Here is a 15,533-nt window from a genome sequence, read left to right as displayed (position 1 = left end):
TCCGCAAGGGAAACGATGCAGGCGTGGAGCGGGTTCCGTGAAGTTCCCACCCCCTTTTTAGCGGCTGCCAACCAGCATGCGGTAGCGTAACTGGTCGATGACCACGGCGAGCACGAGCAAGCTGCCGAGCAGAACCATCTGCATGTAGGAGCCGATCTGCATGATGTTCATGCCGTTCTGCACCAGCACGATGAAGAAAGCGCCGAGCACGACGCTTTCCACCCGCCCGATGCCGCCGCGCAGGGACACGCCGGCGATGACGCAGGCGGCGATCGATTCGAGCGCGATGGTGCCGCCGAGATTGGTCTCGCCGCTTTCGACGCGCGCCGTCAGCAGGATGCCGGCCAGCGAAGCGAGCAGCGCGCAGACGACATAGGCGATGAACAGCGTGCGGCGGGTATTGATGCCGGACAGATGCGCCGCCTTGATATTGCCGCCGACGGCATAGATCTGCGCGCCGGTGCGGGTGCGGTTCATCAGGATCCACATGGCGGCGATAGCCAGCAGCGCGACGAGCACCGGCACGGGCACGCCAAAAATGCGGCCGAAGCCGAAGAATTCGCCGAACTCATAGGGCAGGCCCGAAACCGGCACGCCGCCGGTGATGAACAGCGCGATGCCGGCACCGACCGACTGAACGCCGAGCGTCATGATGAAGGGCGAGACGCTGAAGCCGGCAATGCCGATGCTGTTGAGCGTGCCGATCAGGAGCGCCGAGCCGAAGCCCGCGGCAAGACCCAGCGCGATGACCAGCCAGACGGCATCCGGGAACATGCCGGACGCCGCGACCATCGCTGTCGCCGAAACGACGGAGGTCAGCGCGATTGCCGTGCCGACGGACAGGTCGAAGCCGCCGGTGATGAGCACCAGCATCTGCCCGAGCGACACGAGGATGAGATAGACCGATTGGCGCGCGACGTTCGTCAGGTTCTGCACCGACAGGAACTGCGTCGAGGCGAGCGTGAAGATGATGAGGGCGGCGACGAGGAAGAACGGCAGGACGCCGGCGCGCACGAAGACGGTACGCAGGAAGGCGAGGATCGGCGAGCCGGCCGAAGCCTGTGTCTCCGCCACCGGTTGGGCGCTGGTGTTCATGCGTCTGGCCTTTCATGGGAGAAGAAGGAGGCGAGGATGGTTTCCTCGTTGATGGCGTCGCCTTCCAGCTCCGCCGAGATGCGGCCGGCCGAGAAGACGACGAGGCGGTGGGCGAGGTTCATGGCTTCGGGCAGATCCGAGGAGATGACCACGACGGCCTTGCCGGCCTCCGCGAGTTCCTTGATGAGCCGGTAGAGCGCGGCACGCGTGCCCATATCGACGCCGACGGTCGGTTCGTCGAAAATGTAGAGGTCGTAGTCGCGGCCGAAACCCTTGCCGAACAGCGCCTTCTGCTGGTTACCGCCCGACAGCGTCGAGATGGCGCGGCCCATGTAGTTTTCGGGAATATCGACACGCCGGGCGATGCCGTCGGTGATGGTGTGCAACTTTGCCGGCGAGAGCGCGCCGAGGAAGCCGGACGCTTCGCCGCGTTCGAGGGCGCCGAGATCGATGTTGCGGCGCGTCGTTGCCGAGAGCATCAGCCCTTCGGACTTGCGGTCCGGCGGCAGGTAGAAGACGCCGTCGCCGACGAAGCGGCGGGTCGGCGCATGGGTGACGTCCCTGCCCTTCAGCGTCACGGTGCCGGCCTTGATCGGCAGCAGCCCGACGGCAGCCCGCCAGGTGCGCGACTTGCCGCTGCCGACGAGGCCAGCCACGCCAAGCACCTCGCCTGCCCGCACATCGATATCCACGCCGCCGACACCCCAGGCTTTCAGGCCGCGGATCGACAGCAGCACGTCGCCATCCGGCTTGCGGGCGATGGTCGGATAGATTTCGTCGATGGCGCGGCCGGTCATCATCTCGACCAGCGCCTTGGGAGACAGCGCATCGGCACCGACCGTGCCGATCAGCTTGCCGTCGCGCAGCACGGTGATACGGTCGGCGATCTGCGAGAATTCCTGGATGCGGTGGGAAATATAGACGATGCCGACGCCGCGGGCCTTCGCCTCGCGCACGATGCGGAACAGCGTTTCCGTCTCGCGTTCGGTCAAGGAGGCGGTCGGCTCGTCGAGGATGAGGATGCGGGCCTCGGAATGGATCGCCTTGGCGATCTCCGTCATCTGCTGCTCGGCGCGCGAGAGGCTGACGACGGAGCGGCGTACATCGATCGGGAAGCCGAGATCGGCGAAGAGCTTTTCGGCGCCGCGGCGCATGGCGCCCTTGTCGGTAAAGGGGCCACGCTTCGGCTCGCTGCCGAGATAGATGTTTTCCGCCACGCTCATGGTCGGCACAAGCGAGAATTCCTGGAAGACGGCGGCGACGCCGTTCTTCTTGGCGTCCCCCACCGAGGCGAAGGACACCGCGTCGCCACTCAGCACCAGCGTGCCCGCGGTCTGCGGATAGACGCCGGACAGGATGGAAATCAGCGTCGACTTGCCGGCACCGTTCTCGCCGAACAGCACATGCACCTCGCCCGGCATCAGCGTGAAGGAAACGCCGTCGAGCGCCTTCACCCCGGGAAATGTCTTGGTAATGCCCGTCATCTCGACGAGCGGCATCGCGGAACCGGTCACCCTCGTCCCCTCTCCTATGGCGACCCCGGCGAATGCCGGGGCCGCATGCGGCCGTCTTGGGTTCAGTTAGTTCACGCCGAAGACCGGCTTGAAGCCGTCCGGCGGCAGGATGTTGGTCTGCGGCACGGTCTCGACATTCGACGGATCGACGACGAAGATCTTCGGGCCGACATGCTTGGTGAGTTCCTTGCCTTCCAGCGCGCGCACCGCCTGGTCGATGGCGATACGGCCCTGGATGACCATGGAATCGGCGGGGGCCGCGAGGATGAAGCCGCGCTTGATGCCCTCGTAGACGCCGGGCGTCATATAGAAGGCGAGAAGCTCGACCTGGCCCTTGAGTCCGCGTTCGCGGATGAGGCCCTGGGCGGCTTCCGCCGTCACCGCCGTGCCGGCGATGTAGCGCACGTCGGGCTCTGCCTGCAGCACGTCCTCGACCAGCTTCAGCTGGGCTTCCTTGCCGGTATCGCCGAATTTCGGATCAAGCACCTGCACGGCGGAGCCGGCAACGGCTTCCATGAAGCCCTTGTTGGCGGCTTCCACCCAGCCCGCACCGGCCGGGCCGGGGAACCAGCCGACCTTGACCGGATCGCTGCCCGCCGGGTGCTTCTTGGCGAGGTAGGCGCCGGTCTCGTGGCCCATCGTGTAGAAGGAGACGAGCGACTTGGCCGTCACGTCCGGCGAGGAAATGCCGTTGATGACGTCGATGACCGGGATGCCCTTCTTAGTGACTTCCGAGACGAGGTTGTTGAGGCCATCGAACGAGATGGCGCCGATCACCACGGCCTGCGCGCCGCCGGCGACGCAATCCTCGATCTGGCTGATCTGCTTGGCGAGTTCGGTATAGCCGCCGGCATCGACGAGGTTCATCTTGACGCCGAGGTCCTTCGCCTGTTCGGCGACACCGTAATCGACGCCGAGCCAGTAGGCATCCTTCATATGCGGGAAGGAAACGCAGATGTTCCAGGGCTTTTCCGCCTTGGCGAGCGGTTCGTATTTCACGTCGACCGGCTTGCCATCGGCGGCAAAGGGCGGTTCGATCGCCTGGGCGTCATAGGGGTACCAGGTCTCGGCCATGGCCGCGCCGTTGAGCGCGAAGGCCAGGGCCGTGGTGGCGAGTGCAGTTCTGACGAGCTTATTCATTATCGTTCCCTCTCTTGTTTTGATGAATGCGTTTGGTGTCAGTTGAAGGTCGCGCGCAGCCTCTCCAGAAGTGCCGCGCGGTCCTTGCGGGCGGCGAGCGCTTCTTCCATCGCCACCTTGACGAAGCGGGTGGGCGTGTGCGGCTGGAGCTGGCCGATCAGGTCCATGTCGGCCGAGATGACCGTGCCGACCATGAAATAGCCGCCGCCGGAGACGGCATCCCGGTGCAGGATGATCGGTTCCGTGCCGCCCGGCACCTGGATGGAGCCATAGGGGTAGCAGCTGTCGACGATGTTCGACGGGTCGGAGCCGGCGCCGAAGGGCTGTTCGCGCTCGACGAAATCGAGCTTGCGGCCGCCCTTGAAGCGATAACCCATGCGGTCGGCCTCGTTCGCCACCTTCCATTCGTCGGCAAAGAAGTTTTCCTGCGATTCCTCGGTAACGCGGTGCCAGTAGAGGCCGGGCAGCACGCGCAGTTCCGCCGGCATACCGGGTTTGCGGCGCAGGTCCTCGGCAACCGTCTTGCCTTCGTTGGCAAGGCTGCCCTTGCCGACCGGCAGTTCGTCACCCGCGGCAATCGGCCGGCCCTTGAAGCCGCCGAGGGCGCCGATCGGATAGGTCGAGCGGCTGCCAAGCGCTTCCGGCACGTCGATGCCGCCGGAGACGGCAATGCAGATGCGGGCGCCGGATTTCAGGAAGTCGAAGGTCAGCGTCTGGCCGGCCTTGACCTTGATGGCGGTCCAGCCGGGTTGGGCGACGCCATCCACCTTGGCCGGCATGTCGGCGCCGGTGATGGCGACGAGCGCGTCCTCGGTGAATTCGAGCTTCGGGCCGATGAAGACGGCTTCAAGGCCGGCGGCACCCTCGTCATTGCCGACAAGAAGGTTTGCAGCGCGCATCGCATAGCGGTCCATCGCGCCGCCAACGGGGATGCCGAGGTGGAAATAGCCGGGGCGGCCGAGATCCTGGACGGTGGTCGCGAGACCGTGGTGGAGAACCTTAATGGCCATAGAGCATGCCCTCCAGCTTGGCGTTTGTGCCGTCGATATCCTTCTGGAATTCCCGGAGGTCGAAGCTCACCTCGCGGATCGGCGGGGCGAAGCGGCCCTTGTCGACATCCTCGACCGCCTGGTCATAGGCATCGCGGTCGATCGGCTTGAACTTCACGATGTCGCCGGGGCGGAAGAACACCATGAAATCGCGGAGATAACTGGTCGTCTGGGTGGGATCGAAGATCGGCATCGGCGTGATGCCGAACATCTGGTAGCCGCCGGCACCGCGCACCGAATAGATGCAGCCGAAGCAGCCGCCATGGCCGACCGTGAGTTTTGGCGTGTCCGTGCGCGGGCGCAGGTACTTCGGCACCTGGATCTGCCGCTGGCGCTCGACCATCTGGTACATGAAGGGCAGACCCGCGACGAAGCCGACCATCGACACGAACCAGGGCGAACCGGAATGGGCGCCGACGAAATCGTCGACCGAGCCGTAGTCGTTGATGCGGGCGGCATAGTCGAGGTCGGTGCCCGTCGGGTCCTGGTGGCGCTCGCGGAAGCGCATCAGCGTCTCGTGCGTCCAGGGATCGTTGTAGAAGACGGGGATTTCGACGATGCGGGTCTTCAGCACCGGCTCGGCCTTGGCGGCCGCACCCTCGATCGACTTCACTTCCTTCAGGATGTCGTCGGGATGGATGATGTCCGGGTTGAACTTGATCTGGAACGAGGCATTGGCCGGGCAGATTTCCGTCACACCCTTGATGCCGCTTTCGCGCACGCCCTTCGCCATGGAGAGGCTCTTGAAGAAGGCTTCGAGCGACATGTCCTCGCTGCATTCGACGAAGAGGTGCTCATCGCCCCCGAATGTGTATCTGATGCTCATCAGGCAACCTCCGCAGTCGCGCCGGCTTTCGCGGCGAATTCGGTTTCAAGCCATGTTTCGAGGAAGCGGGTGTCGAAGGCGCCACGCCGGACGCTGTCATCCTCGGCAAGTGCCAGATGCAGCGGCACCGTCGTCTTGATGCCCTCGATCGTCAGGCCTTCCAGCGCGCCCTTCAACTTCTTGAGGCAGGCATCGCGCGTCTCGGCCCAGACGATCAGCTTGCCGACCAGCGAATCGTAGAAGGGCGGGATCGTGTAGCCTTCGTAGAGCATCGTATCGAAGCGGATGCCCTCGCCCTCCGGCACGACGAGTTTGGTGATGGTGCCCGGCGCCGGCAAAAAACCCTTGGCCGGATCTTCCGCATTGATACGGCACTCGATGGCATGGCCTTCGGCCTGCACATCCTCCTGGCGGATCGACAGCGGCGCGCCGCCGGCAATGCGGATCATCTCTTCCACGAGGTCGATGCCGGTGATCATCTCGGTGACCGGATGCTCGACCTGGATGCGGGTGTTGACCTCGATGAAATAGAACGCGTTCGTCACCTCGTCGTAGAGATATTCGACGGTTCCGGCGCCGCGGTAGCCGACCTCGCGGGCAAGCGCCACGGCGCTGTCGCAAAGCCGGGTGCGCACATCGGCCGGCAGCAGGAAGGACGGAGCCTCTTCCCAGACCTTCTGGCGGCGGCGCTGCAACGAGCATTCCCGCTCAAAACAATGGATGAAATTCTGCCCGTCGCCGAGGATCTGCACCTCGACATGGCGCGCCTTGGTGATGACCTTCTCCAGATAGAGGCCGCCATCGCCGAACGAAGCCAATGCTTCGGCGGAGGCCTGCGGAAAATGGCGTTCCAGGTCGGCGAGGTCGGCGGCGATGCGGATACCGCGACCGCCGCCGCCTGCCGCCGCCTTGATCATGATCGGGAAACCGGTCTTCGCCGCCACGGCCCGGGCTTCCTCGATCGTTGCAAGGCGTCCTGCGCTGCCCGGAACGGTGGGAACACCGGCCTTGGCAGCAACGTCGCGGGCCGCGACCTTGTCGCCGAGCAGGCGGATCGCATCACCCTTGGGACCGATGAAGATCAGCCCGGCAGCTTCCACCGCATCGGCGAAATCGGCGTTTTCCGACAGGAAGCCGTAGCCCGGATGCACGGCATCGACGCCGGCCGCCTTGGCAGCGTTCACCACCGCCTCGATGTTGAGATAGGATTTCTTCGGCGCCGGCGAGCCGATATCGACGGCCGCATCGGCGAGCTTCACCGCCAGCATGTCGGCATCCGCGGCGCTGTGGACCTGTACGGTGCGAATGCCGAGCGCCTTCGCCGCCTTGATGATGCGCACCGCGATCTCGCCGCGGTTGGCAACGAGGAGCGAGCGGATCGTCATGCCTCCACCTCGGCGATGACCTGGCCGGCCATGACCGGCTCTTCATTGTCGACGAGGAAGGTGATGTTCTTGCCGTCGACGCCGGCCGGCACTTCCTGGAAGGTCTTCATGACCTCGATGAGCCCGATCGCATCGCCGCTCGCCACGCTGGCGCCATCCGCCTTGAACGGTGGCACATCCGGCGAGGAGGCCCGGTAGAAGGTGCCCGGCAGGGGCGATCTGATCTCGATCTTGCTCATGTCTCTCTCCACTTAAGATGTTAGTGCCCAGCCACATCGGAGACGGGCGTTATGCGAATGCCTTCGGCCACGAGCGCCTCGCGCATCTGGCGCACGATGTCGAGCGCGCCGAGCGTGTCGGAATGGAAGCAGATGGATTCGAAGTCGATGGCGATGTCGTTGCCCTTGACGGTCTTGACCTTGCCTTCCTTGCAGGCGCGCACGACCTTGCGGGCGATGGCCGCGGGATCCGGCCGGCCGGCATCGCGGGTGAAGACGATGGAGCCGCTGTCGTCATAGTCGCGGTCGGCGTAGAATTCGCGCACGACCGGCTGGCCGACCTCCATCGCCGCGCGCCAGGTAGCGGAGCCGCCCATGCAGAAAATGTAGGCGTTCGGCTCCACGGTGCGCATGTATTGCACGAAGATCTGCGACAGTTCCGGATTGACCGCCAGTTCCATGTAGAGCGCGCCGTGCGGCTTGACATGCTGGAGACGGGCGCTGTGGCGGTGGGCAAATTCCTTGATGGCGCCGACCTGGTAGACCATGTCGTTGACCAGTTCCTTGGCGGTGCCGGCGATCTTGCGGCGGCCGAAACCCTGGAGATCGTTGTAGCCCGGATGGGCGCCGATGCCGACGCCATGCTGGGTGGCAAGCCGGACGGTCTGGTCCATCAGGCTCGGATCGCCGGCATGGAAGCCGGCGGCGATATTGGCCGAGCTGATCAGCGGCATGAGGGATGCATCATCGGTATCACCGACGCGCCAGCGGCCGAAGGCCTCGCCCATGTCGCAGTTGATGTCGACTACCTCACGCAATGTCTCTTCCCTCACATGCTTTTGTCGGACGAGGAAACGCTAGGCCATCTATCTTCATTTGAAAAATTCTATTTTCACATATATCAATTCTGATAATCAGAACACGATGCCCATTTTTATTGCGCTGCAAAAACAAGATAAAACAGATGGATAGACAATGAATGCCCAGGATAGAGCTGCTTAGTGCCCATTTCGATATCGCCTGTTCTGATTTTTTGATACCGCTTCGCGAGAAACCAGATAGGGGCGCACAGCCTTGACGATCAGCCTCAGACAGATCCGCTACTTTGTCGCGACCGCCGAGCTCGGCCAGATCTCGCAGGCCGCCGTCGACCTGTCGATTTCCCAGTCCGCGGTGACCACGGCAATCAAGGAGCTGGAGCGCACCGTCGGCGTCAGCCTATTCCTGCGCACGCCGCATGGCATGGACCTGACGTCGGCCGGTCGGCAGTTCCTGTCGCATGCCTATGAGATCCTGAAGAAGGTCGACGAGGCGACGCACTTGAACGTCGTCAGCAGCGAGATCGAGGGCACGCTGACCGTTGCCGCGACCTATACCGTCATCGGCTATTTCCTGCCGCTGCATATCGAGCGGCTGCGCCGGCTGTTCCCGAAGCTGGAAATCCAGCTTTTCGAGCTCAATCGCGAGTCGATCGAGGAAGGGCTCTTGAGCAACCGCTACGACATGTCGGTGCTGCTCACTTCCAACATCCTCAATCCGGCGCTGATCACGGAAAAGGTACTGAGCTCGACGCGCCGCCTCTGGCTTCCGGCGCAGCATCCCCTGCTACAGGCCGAGACGGTGGGACTGCGCGAGATCGCGGAAGAACCCTACATCATGCTGACGGTGGACGAAGCGGCGCATTCGGCGCTGAAATACTGGAGCGCCACGCCCTACCAGCCGCGCGTCATCCTGCGCACCTCCTCCGTCGAGGCGACGCGTTCGCTCGTCGCCAACGGCCAGGGGGTGGCGATCCTGTCCGACATGGTGCACCGGCCCTGGTCGCTGGAGGGCCGGCGCATCGAGACGGTCAATATCAGCGATCCGGTGCCGGCGATGGATGTCGGCCTCGCCTGGCGCCGCAACATGGAACTCTCCCCGCCGATGCTCGCCTTCCGCTCCTATTTCCAGCAGGCCTTCCACCTGCCGGAGCGGTAAAACTTAGCGGCGAACGCGCGGATAGCTGGACGAGAAGATCTCCTCGACCGGCGGATGGCCGTAGGTGCGCTCGGGATAACGCGCGACGAGGCCATCGAACTGGCGCTGCGCCCTCTCCTGCTCCGCCTTGGCGTCGAAGCCCGGGATCTTACCGTCGACCATGACGAAGCGGCCATCGATGATGACATGGGTCACGTCGCGACCGGAGCCCGACATCATCAGCGTCTGGATCGGATCGATGACATGGCCGATGCGATCATGGCCCATGTCGATGACGATGATATCCGCCCTGGCGCCGGGCTGGAGCCGGCCGAGATCGGGCCGCCGCAGCGCATCCGCGCCGCCCAGCGTGCCGGCGTCGAAATAGTGTTCCGAACGCACGCCGTCGATCGAGCCGTCCATGACACGCGACAGCAGGATGCCGACCTGCATGTTCTGGATGAAGTCGCTCGGCCAGGTATCCGTGCCGAGGCCGATGCGCACGCCCATGGCGCGGAATTTCGAAAAACTATCCATGAAGCCGGCGTGGCGGGCCGAGACGATCGGGCAATGCACCAGCGTCGCACCGGCATTCTTCAGGATATCGAGGTCGCGGCCGGCGCGGTCGACATTGCGCGTGCCGGCGACGAGTTCACCATGCGGCAGCAGCATGCGCTCGTTGAGCACGCCGAGCGATTCCAGCCATTCCAGCGGCGTCATGCCGTAGGCGCTGGTGATGCGGTCGAATTCGAGCTCCGACTGGCAGCAATGCTGGCGGATCGGAATATCGAGGTCGCGGCCGGCATCTGCCGTGCGGCGCAGCAGCTCCGGCGTGCAGGTCTCGATACGGTCGGGCGCCAGCATCGCGCGCACCAGCGGCGAGGCCTCAGCCTCGATGCGCTCGGCGAAGGCGAGCGAGGCGGCAAAGCTCTGGAAACCGCGCTCCTCGTCGTAGTGGAAGGCGATCTTACCGTTCTCGTCGACATAGCTGTTGCCGGTGCGATAGGCCGGGCCGAGATAGACGCGGAGGCCCAGTTCGTGCGCCGCATCGGCGGCAGCGGAGAATTCGGCATCCGTTTCACCCCATTCGCGGTAGAACAGCGAGGCGATCGGCAGCGCGGTGGTGACGCCGTTGCGGATAAGCTGGGCGAAGGCATAGCGCTTCTGGAAGGCCAGTTCTTCCTGCGTGTACATCTCGTAGGCGCGGTCCATGTAGCTCTTCGGCCAGACCCGGCCCTTCTTCCAGGACGGCTGGTTGTCGAAGGCGAGCACCGTCGTGTCGAGGTCGGACAGCGCGTCGAGATCGATGAAGCCGGGCGAGAGGATGGCATTGCCATAGTCGATGCGCGTCGCCACTTTGCCGGGATAATTATGCCCGACAAAGACGACCGTGTCGCCTTCGAAGACCACGACGCCATCATCGAAGATGACGTGGCGGCCGTCCCGGTGGCCGACGACCCAGCGGGCGGTGAGGAGAACCGGGCCGTCGATGCGGCCGGATGCGGGAAGTGTCGTCATGATGCTCGTTCCATCCTTCTAGCCTTCGGTGCCATTTCCGCTGTCGGGGCCCGCATGCAATGGCTTTAATCCATGGGATGCAATTATTGTATGCATATCTTCGCGAAGCAAGCCGCATTTCTTCGAGGGTAACGAGGCGTCGCCATTGGCGAGAAGAAATATGCGCCGGAGGCTGGTCTTCGGCCCCATACGATCCCGCGCGCGGCGCGCGAACCGGTGGACAGAATCGGCCTTTGTGTGCAATTTGCGCGATATATTTTATGACTATGGAGACTGCCGCATGGCGAAGAAAGTTGACGATCAGGGCCGCGGTCGCTCGCAGGCCGTTCATCGTGCGCTGAAGCGCGCCATCCTCGACCAGGCGCTCTCGCCCGGCTCGAAGCTGCCCGAGGATTCGATCGGCGAACGGCTCGGCGTCAGCCGCACCCTCGTGCGTGAGGCGCTGGTGCGGCTCAGCGAAGAAGGCCTTGTCGACCTGCGCCCCAACAAGGGCGCGACGGTGGCACGGCCGACACTGGAAGAAGGCCGCAACCTGTTTTTGACGCGCATGGCGCTGGAGCGCCTCGTCGTCGAGACGCTCGCCGGCAAGCTCACCAAGGAGCAGATCGACATCCTCGCCGCCCATATCGCGGCGGAAGATGCCGAAAAGGAACATGCCACCTCGATCCGGCTCGCCGGCGAGTTCCACACGATGCTGGCACAGATGACCAACAATGCCAGCCTCATCCGCTATGTGAACGAGCTCGTCGCGCGCAGTTCGCTGATCCTGGCGCTCTACGGCCGGCCGCATTCCTCGGACTGCGCCGTTTCTGAGCACCAGGAGCTGCTCGACAGCCTGATCGCCGGCAAGGCCGAGGACGCCTCGAAGCTGATGGCCCACCATCTCGATTCGATCACCACGCGCGCGCTGCTGCCGCGCGAAGACGACCGCAACATCAAGGACGTGCTCACTGCCTATGCGGCAGCGGAAGGCCTCGCCTGACCGGCTCGCCGTTCAGGCGCCGTTCGGCATGCTCAAGCGTTCAGCCGGCGCATCGACGACCATGCGCCGCACCCAGTTGACGAAGTTGCGGATATCGGGCTCGTTGCGGCGGGCGTGTTTGACGTTGAGATAATAGGCGCGGCCCGACGGCATGCGCGCGTCGTTCCAAACCTGGAGCCCGCCCTCCGAAACCCGCTGCTCGGCCAGGAAATGCGGCACCAGCGCGATGCCGAGGCCTTGCTCGGCCATTTCCACGGCGAAGAGATAATGGCTCGCGCCGAGCACGGCGGCATTGTCCAACAAGTCCTTGCGGTCGACGAGTTCGAGATAACCCTGCCAGTCCGCCATGAAACCGCGCTCCTCGACCTCCGTCGTGATGAGCGCATAACCGCGCTTGCGATCGGGCGGGATCTGCTCGCCCGTGCCCACGGCAACCAGATCCTCGGGCAATAGCTTCACGCTCCAGAACCCGTCCTTGATCGGCGTGGTCGTGAAGAAGATGTCGGCGATCGCGTCGCTGAGATCCGGCTGGTAGGCCTGCAGCTTGATCTGCATGCGACAGTCGGCGGCATGCGCATAGAGTTTCACCCGGGGGATCAGCCAGCCGGAGCCGAAGGACGTGCACACCGCCACGCGAAGCGCCGGCGTCGTCTCGCTGATGCTCTTCTGGATGGAATGCTCGATCTGGGCGAAGGCGAAGGACAAGGACTTTGCAAGCTTGGTGCCGCGCTCTGTAAAGGACAGGTCGCGGCCGGTCTTTTCGATCAGGTCCTCGCCGATCTGGGTGCGCAGATAGCGCAACTGATGGCTGATCGCGCTGCGGGTAATCGCCAGCTCATCGGCCGCCTTGGCAATGGAACGGTGGCGAAACACGCATTCGAACACCTGTAAGGCCCTGATATTACATTGCATTCTTACATCACCTCATCCCTTGGCGTTCCGGGTCGCGTTGGGCGTGGGAAGGCACCTGCCATCTCATCTGAGCCAGCCGGCCACAGCCTTCCCTCTTAAATTGATAAATTAGAATCCCGTTCAAGAGTACCTACGCAAACGCACAGATAGAGCGCAATTCACCGCACGAGAGGGATGGAACCGTGAATTCTCCTCATCACGGTGAATAGCTGTCACAAATCAGTCATTTCGCACCCGTGCGTTGTGCAGATTCCGGATAGCCGGGGTCGGATCAGAGCTTTTTTGGGTTCAAAGACCCGGTCGGCATCCGGGGCAGCCAGCAAAATGGGCAGGACGACTCAGAAAAAGCTGTCACGGACGTGACATAAGCTTGGCAACGGGCTCGCCGACGACCGGAAAAGCGAGGCCCGCCGACGCATTTTTCCGCGCTGAAGCAAGGACAGAGAACCCGCGGACGGAATTATGTTTTGCGTATCTTCAGCATTTTTCGTGCCGATGCATAAATATAATTACGTTCTGACTCATAATATTGCAGTTTAGGTTTATACTTTAAAGAATTACTTCCTGATTTATTCGTATAAATTTCCTTGTGAAAACTTCAGATTGCAATAACAGGAAAAAATAACTGTAAATTTCCTTACTAAACAAATACACCTCCAAGGTGCATCGCGAAAGAATACTGCTTTTCCGCTTGAAAACTCGAAAAATTATCGAATTTCTAACCATTCTACACTACATCCTGTACGCGCTCCGACGATGTCGTCGGGCAATTGCACTCATGTGCGGCATGACTTCATGACGGCAGAAATGAGTTCGGCGCGGCGGAAGAGACATGTCCACGTCAGGAAATGTCCATCATGAGAATCAAGACCCAATTCATCATCCTCGCCTCGGCGACGGGCGTCGCCATCGCCGGTCTTGTCGGCAGCCTGTGGGGTTATGACGGAGCGGCGAGCGATGTGACGAGCGCCTACGACCAGAAATACCGCTCCTATCTTCTGGCCGACGGCTTTCGCCAGTCGTCCGACGACCTGACCCGCCTTGTCAGGACCTATGCCGAGACCGCGGACCCGTCCTACAAGGAGCAGTATAACGCCGTCGTCGAGATCCGGAACGGCACGCGCGCGCGGCCGAACGACTACCATCGCATCTACTGGGACTTCGTCGCGGGTGGCGAGGCCAAGCCCCGCCCGGATGGGGCTTCCATTTCCATTCACGACCTGATGAAGCAGGCCGGTTTCACCGATGAGGAATTCGCGCTTCTGGACGAAGCCGGCAAGCGCTCCGACGCGCTGATCAAGCTCGAAACCGAAGCGATGAACCTCATCGAAAATGTCGCGACGCTCGGGCCGGATGCCCAGCGCAAGGCGACGCAGATGTTGAACTCGCCGGACTATCACCGCTTCAAATCCGAGATCATGAAGCCGGTCGATGCCTTCTTCGTGAAGCTCGAAGAGCGCACCCAAGCCGCGGTCGACGAGGCGAACGCACGCGCCTCGTTCTACTGGGCCATGACGACCACCGCGATGTGTGCGCTGGCGCTGATGCTCGGCATAGTCGGCTACGTCACCTTCAAGCGCATCATCGGCGGCATGTACCGGCTTTCCAGTTCGATGGCGCTGGTTGCCGATGGCCAGCTGGAAACGCAGATCGACCTTGCCAAGAACGAAGACGAAATCGGCGACATGGGCAAGGCGCTCGAAGTCTTCCGCCAGGGCGCCATTGCCAACCGGCGGCTGGAGCAGGAGGCGGAGGAAGCCCGCAAGCGCGCCGAAGTCGAGCGCATCGCCATGCAGGAAAGAGCCGAGGCCGCCGCCACGGAGCAGCTGCGCATCGCAACCTCCGGCCTCGCGGCCGGCTTGAAACGCCTCGCATCGGGCGACCTCGCCTTCCAGCTCAACGAGGCCTTCGCCCAGGATTTCGAAGCGCTGCGCCAAGACTTCAACCAGTCCGTCGCCCAGCTCGGCACCACGCTGTCGGAAATCTCCGGCTCGATTTCGAACCTCGATACCGGCACTCGCGAAATCGCTGCCGGCACCGACGATCTTTCCAAGCGCACCGAGCAGCAGGCCGCTTCCCTGGAAGAGACCGCTGCCGCCCTCGACGAAATTACCGTCAACGTCGCCAATTCCTCCAAGCGCACCGAGGAGGCGAAGAACGTCGCCGGCCGCGCCAACCATTCGGCGGCCGAATCCGCGCAGGTGGTGTCCCATGCGGAAGAGGCGATGCGCAAGATCGAGGAAAGCTCGCAGCAGATCTCCAACATCATCGGCGTCATCGACGAGATCGCCTTCCAGACGAACCTGCTGGCGCTGAACGCCGGCGTGGAAGCGGCCCGTGCGGGAGAGGCCGGCAAGGGCTTTGCCGTCGTGGCGCAGGAGGTGCGCGAGCTCGCCCAGCGCTCCGCCCAGGCCGCCAAGGAGATCAAGGGCCTGATCCACAACTCGTCGGCGGAAGTCGAAAACGGCGTAAAACTGGTGCGCGACGCGGGCTCGGCCCTGAAGACCATCAGCGGCTTCATCGTCGAGATCAATGCGCATATGGAATCGATCGCCACCTCCGCCAAGGAACAGTCGGTTGGGCTTGCCGAGGTCAACACGGCGGTCAACGCGATGGACCAGACGACGCAGCAGAATGCCGCGATGGTCGAACAGTCGAACGCGGCTTCCAATACGCTCGCGAACGAAGCCGTCCGGCTGCGCGAACTGGTCAGCCAATTCAGGCTGGAAGGCGGCGCCCTGCATTCGACCCGCGCGGCGCGCGGCAACGAGGCGGCCGTCGCTTCGCCTGCCCGCGCGCTGGGCCGTCGTGTCGCCTCCGCCTTCAGTGGCAACGCGGCGCTCGACACCAAGGCGGACTGGCAAGAGTTCTGAAAATAACAGCCCGCTCTGCATGAACAAACCCACCCGCGCACGTCGCGGGTGGGTTTGGTTTTTTA

13 protein-coding genes are annotated in these 15,533 nt (G+C 63.2%); 3 read left to right on the top strand and 10 right to left on the bottom strand.

Annotation, left to right across the window (positions count from 1 at the left end):
* Nucleotides 1-57: 57 nt before the first annotated feature.
* The 8 genes from J2Y63_RS26560 to J2Y63_RS26525 all read right to left on the bottom strand — a co-directional run bounded on the left by J2Y63_RS26560 (nucleotide 58) and on the right by J2Y63_RS26525 (nucleotide 8,045).
* Nucleotides 58-1,095: an ABC transporter permease gene (locus J2Y63_RS26560; RefSeq protein WP_256118401.1), complete on the bottom strand. Its 1,038-nt coding sequence runs from the start codon at nucleotides 1,093-1,095 to the stop codon at nucleotides 58-60.
* On the bottom strand, nucleotides 1,092-2,609 hold the full coding sequence (locus J2Y63_RS26555; RefSeq protein WP_435268537.1) for a sugar ABC transporter ATP-binding protein: 1,518 nt from the start codon (nucleotides 2,607-2,609) through the stop codon (nucleotides 1,092-1,094). The genes J2Y63_RS26560 and J2Y63_RS26555 overlap by 4 nt, the downstream gene beginning before the upstream one ends.
* 66 nt (nucleotides 2,610-2,675) lie before the next feature.
* A complete protein-coding gene (gene torT, locus J2Y63_RS26550) occupies nucleotides 2,676-3,749 on the bottom strand; it encodes a TMAO reductase system periplasmic protein TorT (RefSeq protein ID WP_435268536.1) in 1,074 nt (357 codons plus the stop codon).
* A 38-nt stretch (nucleotides 3,750-3,787) separates the two neighbouring features.
* Nucleotides 3,788-4,759, bottom strand: a complete 972-nt coding sequence (locus J2Y63_RS26545) for a biotin-dependent carboxyltransferase family protein (RefSeq protein ID WP_435268535.1) — start codon at nucleotides 4,757-4,759, stop codon at nucleotides 3,788-3,790.
* A complete protein-coding gene (locus J2Y63_RS26540; RefSeq protein WP_069062901.1) occupies nucleotides 4,749-5,624 on the bottom strand; it encodes a 5-oxoprolinase subunit B family protein in 876 nt (291 codons plus the stop codon). Before J2Y63_RS26540 ends, J2Y63_RS26545 begins: the two co-directional genes overlap by 11 nt.
* The gene (locus tag J2Y63_RS26535; RefSeq protein ID WP_435268534.1) at nucleotides 5,624-7,009 is read right to left on the bottom strand and encodes an acetyl-CoA carboxylase biotin carboxylase subunit; all 1,386 of its coding nucleotides are present in this window, start codon (nucleotides 7,007-7,009) and stop codon (nucleotides 5,624-5,626) included. The genes J2Y63_RS26540 and J2Y63_RS26535 overlap by 1 nt, the downstream gene beginning before the upstream one ends.
* Nucleotides 7,006-7,248 carry an acetyl-CoA carboxylase gene (locus tag J2Y63_RS26530; RefSeq protein ID WP_256118395.1) on the bottom strand — a complete coding sequence of 81 codons (243 nt, stop codon included), beginning with the start codon at nucleotides 7,246-7,248 and terminating at the stop codon, nucleotides 7,006-7,008. The genes J2Y63_RS26535 and J2Y63_RS26530 overlap by 4 nt, the downstream gene beginning before the upstream one ends.
* A gap of 20 nt (nucleotides 7,249-7,268) precedes the next feature.
* Complete coding sequence (locus J2Y63_RS26525; protein ID WP_256118394.1) at nucleotides 7,269-8,045, bottom strand: 5-oxoprolinase subunit PxpA; 777 nt, start codon at nucleotides 8,043-8,045, stop codon at nucleotides 7,269-7,271.
* 256 nt (nucleotides 8,046-8,301) lie between these two features.
* Between J2Y63_RS26525 and J2Y63_RS26520 the strand changes: the two genes are divergently transcribed.
* Complete coding sequence (locus J2Y63_RS26520) at nucleotides 8,302-9,204, top strand: LysR family transcriptional regulator (RefSeq protein WP_435268533.1); 903 nt, start codon at nucleotides 8,302-8,304, stop codon at nucleotides 9,202-9,204.
* 3 nt (nucleotides 9,205-9,207) lie between these two features.
* Here J2Y63_RS26520 and J2Y63_RS26515 read toward each other — a convergent pair whose 3' ends face one another.
* Complete coding sequence (locus J2Y63_RS26515) at nucleotides 9,208-10,701, bottom strand: amidohydrolase family protein (protein WP_435268532.1); 1,494 nt, start codon at nucleotides 10,699-10,701, stop codon at nucleotides 9,208-9,210.
* A 280-nt stretch (nucleotides 10,702-10,981) separates the two neighbouring features.
* Here J2Y63_RS26515 and J2Y63_RS26510 point away from each other — a divergent pair, with 280 nt between their 5' ends.
* On the top strand, nucleotides 10,982-11,683 hold the full coding sequence (locus tag J2Y63_RS26510) for a GntR family transcriptional regulator (RefSeq protein ID WP_435268531.1): 702 nt from the start codon (nucleotides 10,982-10,984) through the stop codon (nucleotides 11,681-11,683).
* Between the two features lie 12 nt (nucleotides 11,684-11,695).
* Here the strand turns inward: J2Y63_RS26510 and J2Y63_RS26505 are convergent, their stop codons facing one another.
* Nucleotides 11,696-12,595: a LysR family transcriptional regulator gene (locus J2Y63_RS26505; RefSeq protein WP_435268530.1), complete on the bottom strand. Its 900-nt coding sequence runs from the start codon at nucleotides 12,593-12,595 to the stop codon at nucleotides 11,696-11,698.
* 857 nt (nucleotides 12,596-13,452) lie between these two features.
* On the opposite strand from J2Y63_RS26505, the gene J2Y63_RS26500 reads away from it, so the two are divergent.
* Entirely contained in the window at nucleotides 13,453-15,468 is a 2,016-nt protein-coding gene (locus J2Y63_RS26500) for a methyl-accepting chemotaxis protein (protein ID WP_435268529.1), read from the top strand.
* Nucleotides 15,469-15,533: the final 65 nt, after the last annotated feature.

This window comes from Shinella sp. BE166, assembly GCF_051201095.1.
Classification (GTDB): Bacteria; Pseudomonadota; Alphaproteobacteria; order Rhizobiales; family Rhizobiaceae; genus Shinella; species Shinella lacus.
This window is presented reverse-complemented; position numbering and strand designations above follow the sequence as displayed.

Bases quoted from the DNA above. Each gene is read 5' to 3' on its own strand.
- J2Y63_RS26560 (WP_256118401.1), bottom strand. From the start codon at position 1,095: ATGAACACCAGCGCCCAACCGGTGGCGGAGACACAGGCTTCGGCCGGC.
- torT (WP_435268536.1), bottom strand. From the start codon at position 3,749: ATGAATAAGCTCGTCAGAACTGCACTCGCCACCACGGCCCTGGCCTTC.
- J2Y63_RS26545 (WP_435268535.1), bottom strand. From the start codon at position 4,759: ATGGCCATTAAGGTTCTCCACCACGGTCTCGCGACCACCGTCCAGGAT.
- J2Y63_RS26540 (WP_069062901.1), bottom strand. From the start codon at position 5,624: ATGAGCATCAGATACACATTCGGGGGCGATGAGCACCTCTTCGTCGAA.
- J2Y63_RS26535 (WP_435268534.1), bottom strand. From the start codon at position 7,009: ATGACGATCCGCTCGCTCCTCGTTGCCAACCGCGGCGAGATCGCGGTG.
- J2Y63_RS26530 (WP_256118395.1), bottom strand. From the start codon at position 7,248: ATGAGCAAGATCGAGATCAGATCGCCCCTGCCGGGCACCTTCTACCGG.
- J2Y63_RS26515 (WP_435268532.1), bottom strand. From the start codon at position 10,701: ATGACGACACTTCCCGCATCCGGCCGCATCGACGGCCCGGTTCTCCTC.
- J2Y63_RS26510 (WP_435268531.1), top strand. From the start codon at position 10,982: ATGGCGAAGAAAGTTGACGATCAGGGCCGCGGTCGCTCGCAGGCCGTT.
- J2Y63_RS26505 (WP_435268530.1), bottom strand. From the start codon at position 12,595: ATGCAATGTAATATCAGGGCCTTACAGGTGTTCGAATGCGTGTTTCGC.
- J2Y63_RS26500 (WP_435268529.1), top strand. From the start codon at position 13,453: ATGAGAATCAAGACCCAATTCATCATCCTCGCCTCGGCGACGGGCGTC.